The 7,340-nt window shown below is 59.1% G+C and carries 7 protein-coding genes; 3 read left to right on the forward strand and 4 right to left on the reverse strand.

Annotated elements, in window-relative coordinates; all coding sequences use genetic code 11:
* Positions 1-217 precede the first annotated feature (217 nt).
* On the forward strand, positions 218-916 hold the full coding sequence (locus tag IRZ24_RS14315) for a hypothetical protein (RefSeq protein ID WP_297165396.1): 699 nt from the start codon (positions 218-220) through the stop codon (positions 914-916).
* Positions 917-948: 32 nt separating this feature from the next.
* Here IRZ24_RS14315 and IRZ24_RS14320 read toward each other — a convergent pair whose 3' ends face one another.
* Both IRZ24_RS14320 and IRZ24_RS14325 read right to left on the reverse strand, forming a co-directional pair.
* Positions 949-1,809: a purine-nucleoside phosphorylase gene (locus IRZ24_RS14320; RefSeq protein ID WP_366914302.1), complete on the reverse strand. Its 861-nt coding sequence runs from the start codon at positions 1,807-1,809 to the stop codon at positions 949-951.
* Positions 1,810-1,816: 7 nt separating this feature from the next.
* A complete protein-coding gene (locus tag IRZ24_RS14325) occupies positions 1,817-2,710 on the reverse strand; it encodes a tyrosine-type recombinase/integrase (protein ID WP_297165400.1) in 894 nt (297 codons plus the stop codon).
* Between the two features lie 392 nt (positions 2,711-3,102).
* Here IRZ24_RS14325 and IRZ24_RS14330 point away from each other — a divergent pair, with 392 nt between their 5' ends.
* The gene (locus tag IRZ24_RS14330) at positions 3,103-3,936 is read left to right on the forward strand and encodes a hypothetical protein (RefSeq protein ID WP_297165402.1); all 834 of its coding nucleotides are present in this window, start codon (positions 3,103-3,105) and stop codon (positions 3,934-3,936) included.
* A gap of 99 nt (positions 3,937-4,035) precedes the next feature.
* Here IRZ24_RS14330 and IRZ24_RS14335 read toward each other — a convergent pair whose 3' ends face one another.
* Together IRZ24_RS14335 and IRZ24_RS14340 are read right to left on the reverse strand one after the other, a co-directional pair.
* Positions 4,036-4,752: a PIG-L deacetylase family protein gene (locus IRZ24_RS14335; RefSeq protein WP_297165404.1), complete on the reverse strand. Its 717-nt coding sequence runs from the start codon at positions 4,750-4,752 to the stop codon at positions 4,036-4,038.
* Between the two features lie 7 nt (positions 4,753-4,759).
* A complete protein-coding gene (locus IRZ24_RS14340; RefSeq protein ID WP_297165406.1) occupies positions 4,760-5,746 on the reverse strand; it encodes a hypothetical protein in 987 nt (328 codons plus the stop codon).
* A 218-nt stretch (positions 5,747-5,964) separates the two neighbouring features.
* On the opposite strand from IRZ24_RS14340, the gene ispE reads away from it, so the two are divergent.
* Positions 5,965-6,897 (forward strand): 4-(cytidine 5'-diphospho)-2-C-methyl-D-erythritol kinase, encoded by a 933-nt coding sequence (gene ispE, locus IRZ24_RS14345; RefSeq protein ID WP_297165407.1) that lies wholly within the window; start codon positions 5,965-5,967, stop codon positions 6,895-6,897.
* Positions 6,898-7,340 lie beyond the last annotated feature (443 nt).

Consider the following 7,340-nt stretch of genomic DNA (forward strand, 5'->3'; position numbering starts at 1 on the left):
CACCCCACCCTCCCCACCGTCTAGCGATCCTCACTCCTCACCTGCATGGCCAGATCGGGGGAGAAAGAGGACCATTCCTATGGTTGGCTCCCTGGCCTGTGCTATCATCTATGCCGAATAGAGAAATGCAGAAATAAAAAGGAGCCTCTTTGATGCCGCTGCGCGAGTGAGCAAACGAGCAACTAAGCCAGCGAGTGAGTGAGCAAGTGAGGAAACCATGCAACCCAGAGAGAACTTTCCCCAGAGTGGAGTCCATCTACGCACCATTGTAGTCAGTGCCCTCGTTCTTTTCGCCCTGGCTGGCATCATGAGCGGTTTCGCCTTTGGGGCTGTTGTCCATCGCAAATCTAGCGCGACACAGCCGACGCCTTCGCCGACCGTGCCAACCATTGCCCAGCACACCATTACCCCGACACCCACACCCTCGCCGGTGCCCATTCTCCTCGGCATTCCGCGTTTCGCAGCCGGACCAACTTTTAGCGAAGTAGCTGACGGGCAGACCAGCTACACGGTCACGGTTCAGGCCGTCGATAAGCAAGGGCAGCCCATTAACCGCAGCGGAGTGACCTGCAAGCTCTGGCTGGTACACCGCGTTCCTGATGGGGCCCTTCTGCAGCTCCCTGACATTGGCAAGCGAATGGATCTGGCCAGCATTCAGCAACCTATTCCAGGGCAGGTGAAAGACAAAGCCTATAATGAGGTTGCAGGATTACAATTCTCAGCCGGCACTCCCCAAACCCAGGCATGCGATGCCCAGGGGCGAGCCACCTGGAACTATACCATCTCTCCCAGCCTGGAGCCGGGCAAGTATGATCTCGTCCTGCTTACCGACTGGCAGGGCATCCACTACAACTGGAGCTGGGCCCACATTGTCGTCACCAAAGCTCAGGGGCAGGGACCAGGCGGCCACGACTGACCTGTGCTGGTCTGGCAGGGGACTGCAGCCACTCACTGAATACGCTTCTGTCCCTTCAAGAGCTGGGCCAATTCGCGCAGCACGCCCCGCATCAGCAGCACAAAGCGCGAACTGGCAGCGGCAGCCGTAGCTAGCACCTCGCCATGATCCACTGTCTGCCCTCCAGTCCCCGTGGCGCTATTCGTAATCAGACTCAGCCCAAGGACACGCAGCCCCATATGGCGCGCGACGATCACTTCAGGCACGGTAGACATGCCAACAGCATCGCCCCCAATCTGGCGCAGAAAGCGCAGCTCAGCCGGCGTTTCATACGATGGCCCGCTAACCATCACATAGACGCCCTCGTGAAGATGCATGCTAGGAATCTCACCCGCCACTTTCTGCACCAGAGCACGCAGCTCCTCATCATAGGCTGCTGTCAGAGCGGGAAAGCGCACCCCAAAGCGCTCATCGTTAGGGCCACGCAACGGATGCCAGCCTGCCAGTCCGGGCAGATTGATGTGATCCCGAATCAGCATGAAATCGCCAGGCTGATAGGCCGGATTCAAAGCCCCTGCCGCATTGGTTACCATAAGCACCTGGGCCCCCAGGCGCGCCATGACCCGCACGGGGAGCGTGACCTCCTGTGGGGTATAGCCCTCGTAGAGATGCAAGCGGCCCTGCATGGCCACCAGGGCCACCCCCTCTAGCTGTCCCAAGATCAAGCGACCCACATGGCCCGCCACCGTCGCTGAGGGCCAGTGTGGAAGCTGTGCATAGGGGATGGTCACTCCAGCCTCCACTGTCTCGGCCAACTCGCCGAGGCCCGACCCCAGAATTAGGGCTACCTGGGGCACCAGAGCAGAGAAGCGTCTGACTGCCTTAACGGCCTCTTCAACCTGATCATACAGCATCATAAAGCTAGCCTCGCTGCGCTCGAGAATCAGAGCAGGCAGACGAACCCCACGGCTTTGGCGGTCTCGTCCCCCTCGATACATGAACATGTTCCAATAATGCCTGTACACCTTGCAGCTCGCTGCAGCGCTTAATAGCCAGAATCATTAACGACTGACGCAACTGACAGGGCGTCAGCTCGACGATACCGGCACGTTGAGCATAGTTCCTCACTACGAGCCAGAAACCCTGACGTGTGAGTCGACGGCCATGATGGTTCACAAACAGCCCTGGCTCCTCAGGGTGATGGCGAACTAGATAAGGGCGTGAGCGCAACAGATACTGATCCAGCGCCATAATGGCCTGCGCCGTCAGGGGGCACTCGCGGAGCCGGCTTTCGCCACGCGGATAGATCAGCAAGCCCCGGAGGCGATCGAAGCAGCCCATGTCAAGGGCCACTAGCTCCGTGAGATGCATCCCCGTCGCATAGAGCACATGCACCATCGCCAGATCACGCATACCAGTGGGCGTGAAAGGAGGGATCTGCTCCAGTAGACGAGCGAGCTGCTCAGCCGAAAGCACAGGTAAGCTAGCGCCAAAAGCACGGGGGGCTTGGACCATCTCCAGCGGGTTCCTCTCCAACAGGCCCAGACTCTGGAGGTAGCGAAAAAAGGTTTTCAGCGCCGCCAGCTTACGACTAATGGTTGTTGGCTGATAGGCACGCACCTGGCGCATCTCCTCAAGGTAAGCCTGTACATCCTCGCTCTCCACCTCCGACCAGTGCCGGCGCTGGCGCCTTTGCTCCACAAACAAGGAGAACTGAGAAAGGTCATTGCGATAGGCCGCCACCGTATGGGGATTGATCCCGGGGCCCCGCTCAGCCAATGTGGCGAGATAGGTTTCCACAGCTTCTTGCAGCATTGCGACATATCCCCTGCCCAGAAATGAGAAAGCAGCGCATCTACCACCATCTTCCCGTCTCGTCCGTGTCTGAGGGAGGAGTGGGTGACTTGCCCTGGTGGTGGCATTATATGTCAGAGGTTGGAGAGAGGCAAGAGTGGCGACAGAAGAGTACCACTGCGCCAACATAAGCAGCGGGTGCTATAATAGGACTACCCGCCCGGAAGGAAGGCGCAGAGGCGAGACAGCGCCCTCTCGAGGGAGATATGGCAGGCCGTTGCGTGTTTACTGGCGCCAGGGTGCTCATGGTGGTCGCGAGCCGAGCCCCTGCAACCTTAGTCCGGCGAGCCTGCCATTAGGCGGACAGTCGTATAATCCTATTATCATCTATGACTACCTAGCGGGAGAGAGAGATGAGCAAGTTTTCGGATATGCTGAGCCAGGCGCGGCGTGGTCAGAGTGGCGGCGCCATTGGTTTTTTCGGCGGCAAGAGCCGACCGACGGTCAAGCCACGCGCCGCAGCTCTACTGATTGAGTTTGCCGCCGTAGATACTGGCCAGGCTGAAGCCGCCATCAAAGCCGGGGCTAACGGCCTGCTCTTCCACTGGTCCGGAGCCGCCTTAGAAAGCGCCAGCCTGGCTACCTTGAAACAGCTCAGCGAGACTATCCAGAGCCAGGATGAGAATGCCGCTCTCGGCCTGCGCCTGCTCGGTGATGGGGCCGGCATTGAGCGCAAGACGCTAGAGGATCTCAAAGAGCACGGAGTCCACTTCTTGATCATACCGCTCCAGGCACCAGTCCGTCTGTTGAACGTGCACCTGAAGGACTTCGACATAGCGGTAACGCTGCCCTGGCGCAGTAATGATCCCCTCTACCCTCTTGTGGTACGTAACCTGAGTGCCTTTGAAGGGGTCTCAGCTCTCCACCTGGATGGACGCGAGCTTCCGCTAGAGCGCCTGAGTATTGAAGAGACCCTCGCCTACCGTGCCTTGCGTGAGGCTTTGCGCCTGCCAGCTCTGCTGAGCTTGACAGCGCTGCAGAGCGAAGCAGCCGCCTATGGCCTGTTGGCGTTGGGTATCCAGGCGGTAATTGTGCCAGCAGCCGAGAGCGTCGCCGCAACGACGCAGCGTATCCAGGAGCAGCGCGAGTGGCTGGAGAAGGTTCATCGGCACGATGAGAAGGAGCTGCCTCCGCCGACTGTGCCTCAGCCGCCACTGTCAACCTCCTTTGAGGAAGAAGAACCCTAAAATCGCCCGCTCTCTGTCGCCCAGACTCGCGCATCCATCAGAGAGCGGGCGGCAATCAGAGAGTTATGCGCGAGCAGCGGTCAGGCCGTCGAGGCTAACTCAGTTCATCACCAGGTGATGAAAGGCCTCAGCACAGGCAAAGCCGTGCTCACTGCCAAGGGGACGGCCCCGTTGAAGCACCAGTTCGCGGATGGCCTGAGCATCGCGCCCGCGCATCTGACTGGCATGACAGAGGAGCGCCTCAACTTTCCTATCGATCACGGCACTGATGTCTACCCAGTGATTGGGCTGGTCAGTGGCGAAGAAGTAGATCTGACGTACGCGATGTGGTCCCCCCGTCTCGGCAAACTGCTCAGTGTAATACATGAGATTACGCGAGGCGGCCAGGGCGTCCAGCGTGCAGAGACCAAGCGCACGATGGTCAGGATGCACCTGGTAGCGCTGCCAGGGATCAAAGGTAAAGACGACGTCAGGCTTGAGTAGACGGACTATACGGGTAATTTCACGCCGCATCTGCAAGGACGGCTCTAGTTCGCCATCAACATAGTCGAGAAAGAGCACCTGGCCCACGCCAAGCACTTCTGCCGCCCGCCGCTGCTCGGCTTCGCGGATCACTGCCAGGCGTTCCGGCGTCATGGCAGGGTCATCGCTGCCGCGCTGTCCGCGGGTGGCGAGGAGATAGCTGACTGTACATCCCTGAGCGGTCAGACGGGCAATGGTTCCCCCACACAGAAACTCGGCGTCATCGGGATGGGCCATCACAACTAGAATATGCTGACCGCCCGGGGGAAGAAGCACATTGCTGTTCTCTGCCATTGTTCTCTCACTCTTCTCCTAAGCGTGGAATAGCGAAGTGCTTGCCGGTTTGCCAGTGCAACTGGCGCCGGGGAATGTTCCGCAGCAACTGCCTGGTGAGCTGCCAGACTCCCTCGGGATCAGTGTTGTTGCGCCAGTAGTAATAGCATGCTACTTCGTCAGGTTCAGCCTGCAATACAAGCTGGAAAAGCTGAGGTAGCTCCTGTTGGCCTTCCGCGTCCAGGTCAAAGTTCTGTAACCAGAGTAAACTACGTTTCTGACGCCGACGGGCCAGATCGACAATCTCCCGCTCGCTGTGATCAGTGCCGCTCACCTGGGCCTCAGCGCTCTGCTGAGGCTGGCGGGAACGTTGCCGCAAGTGCAGACCCAGCACATCCAGATCCGGCAAGAGCGCAAGGTCCTCAACCAGGCCAGCATCATACGAGGGAAGTACAATAGCCGTTCTGATATGTCTATCCAGGCCCTTAATGTAGGTGCAGAGGTCGCTCAAAAAGGTGACCCACGAGCGCCGACGGAAGCCCGCCAGGTCGGTTACGTCGGGACAGAGCGCTCGACAGACAGAGCAGAAACAGGTGATCTCGCCGTAATGTGGCTCATCCAGAAGAATGCCATTAATAGGATAGGTGTTTAAATAAAAGGCGATTTCCTGAAAGAACCAGCGGCGAAACGGCTCATGGTTGAAGCAGGTGAAGTCGTGATAGCGACCGTGATGGTCCAATACACGCGATTCGGGATGATGGAAGGTGTACCAGCTCGGTGCCGGGGAGGCCGCGGCGAAAAGATTGCCATGTTGACCTGGACTCAGATAGACGCGAAGGCCAACATCTTGTGCGAGGAGCAGACCCCGCTCCAGGTCGCGTGGCCAGTAGTGGCGCTCTTCATCCAGAATACTGTAAACAATGCTGCTGGCGCCTGCGGCGCGAATCTGCTCAAAGTCCCGTTTGACGAGGTCGGGATGAAAGAGTGAGTGGAAATACGCAACAGTAATGTCCATGACGCTCACCAGGCAAGCGGTCCAGGATGGTTAGTGCGGAGACCGATCGCTGCTCTTGTTGAGCAAGCGGCTTGGTTATGTTGGGAAATAGCTCGCTGGTAGTATACCACAGGTGGGGCAGAATAGCCTTCCCGTGAGCGCAAAAGGACTAACTTCCTTCTGCGGAGCTGCCTCCTTGACAACCGGCTGACAAATCGGCACAATCCAGTCGAACGACTATGGCAATGCAATGGCAATGGCTACAACCGGGGATTAGCTGCACCGTTCGCACCTATGCCAAGATCAATCTCACACTCGATGTCCTTGGTCGGCGCAGCGATGGCTACCATGCGCTAGCAACGGTCATGCAAACCGTTGATCTCTACGATACGCTCTCCTTTACGCTGCGCGACGATGAGCAGGTGCGGCTGGTTTGCACGCAGCCTGAGCTGAGCACAGAGACGAATCTAGCGCTCCGCGCCGCGATGGTGCTCAGGGAATACACGGGCCAACGGTATGGCGCCCTGATTGAGCTGCAGAAACGTATTCCGAGCGCTGCCGGTTTGGGCGGAGGCAGCAGCGATGCGGCGGCGGCTTTGTTAGCCCTGACTCGTCTTTGGCGCTTGAGCCTGACGTCGGAGGAGTTGCTGAGGCTGGCCGCCTCGCTTGGCTCGGATGTACCTTTTTTTCTCTATGGCGGGTTAGCTCTCTGCGAGGGTCGGGGCGAGTTGGTCACCCCTTTACCTTCTTGTTGGCCTGCCGAATGGCGCTGGCTAGTGTTGTTGAAACCAGCGATCAGCGTCTCGACGGCCAGTGTTTTCGGGGCTTTAACGGCCCGGGACTATAGCGACGGCTCGCACACGTGGGCGGTCTGTGCGGCCTTGCGCGAGGGACGTCTCCCTGACCTGGCTCACTTGTACAACGGCCTTGAGCGTGGGGTCGTGGAGCGCTATGCGGCAGTGGCCGCTGCGCGGGCTGCGCTGCTGGAAGCCGGCGCTGCTTTTGTGCGCCTCTCGGGCAGCGGCCCAACTCTCTTTACGGCGCTGGCTCATCTTGAGGAGGCTCAGCGCCTCTGGCTTCGCCTCCAGGAGCAGGGCTATGAGGTCTATTTGACGCAAGCGATCTATCCCTCGGTCGAGTCTTTGACCCTTCTATCCTTGCCAGCTCGCTAGGCTCCTTCATGGCCCATCAGCTTGGCTAGAGCACTCGACTGGCTCCTGCGCCTTTGCTATAATGACTCCAAATCCCAGCGCTCTGCCAGACCGCACGGAGTGGGTGGCGTATGCACGCTCTCTATGCAAAGAAACCACGAGTCGGGGGAGGACCGATGACAGCCGCCGGCTCGCTGGTGCCTTTTTTGGCTGCTTTGCCGGCTGCCGGTAGCCGGCGGGTAAGGACTGCACTGGCTGAGGCGCGATCTGTTGAGGATGAGGGAGAAACAGACGATGCCTTTGGCAGTCTTGCGTCAGCACGTGGTGAGCCTCCTCTGCTACGTGCTGCGTCTTCCTTTTGCCTGCTTCAATTTGGTCGAGCGCCGGCTACGGCGCCGCGCCTGGCGCGAGCCGCGTCGCATTGTTCTGATCAAGCCCTGCTGCCTGGGCGACTTGCTGATGAC

This window comes from Thermogemmatispora sp. (assembly GCF_019683755.1).
Classification (GTDB): Bacteria; Chloroflexota; Ktedonobacteria; order Ktedonobacterales; family Ktedonobacteraceae; genus Thermogemmatispora.

Bases quoted from the DNA above. Each gene is read 5' to 3' on its own strand.
- IRZ24_RS14320 (WP_366914302.1), bottom strand. From the start codon at position 1,809: ATGCTGTATGATCAGGTTGAAGAGGCCGTTAAGGCAGTCAGACGCTTC.
- ispE (WP_297165407.1), top strand. From the start codon at position 5,965: ATGGCAATGCAATGGCAATGGCTACAACCGGGGATTAGCTGCACCGTT.
- IRZ24_RS14315 (WP_297165396.1), top strand. From the start codon at position 218: ATGCAACCCAGAGAGAACTTTCCCCAGAGTGGAGTCCATCTACGCACC.
- IRZ24_RS14340 (WP_297165406.1), bottom strand. From the start codon at position 5,746: ATGGACATTACTGTTGCGTATTTCCACTCACTCTTTCATCCCGACCTC.
- IRZ24_RS14335 (WP_297165404.1), bottom strand. From the start codon at position 4,752: ATGGCAGAGAACAGCAATGTGCTTCTTCCCCCGGGCGGTCAGCATATT.
- IRZ24_RS14325 (WP_297165400.1), bottom strand. From the start codon at position 2,710: ATGCTGCAAGAAGCTGTGGAAACCTATCTCGCCACATTGGCTGAGCGG.
- IRZ24_RS14330 (WP_297165402.1), top strand. From the start codon at position 3,103: ATGAGCAAGTTTTCGGATATGCTGAGCCAGGCGCGGCGTGGTCAGAGT.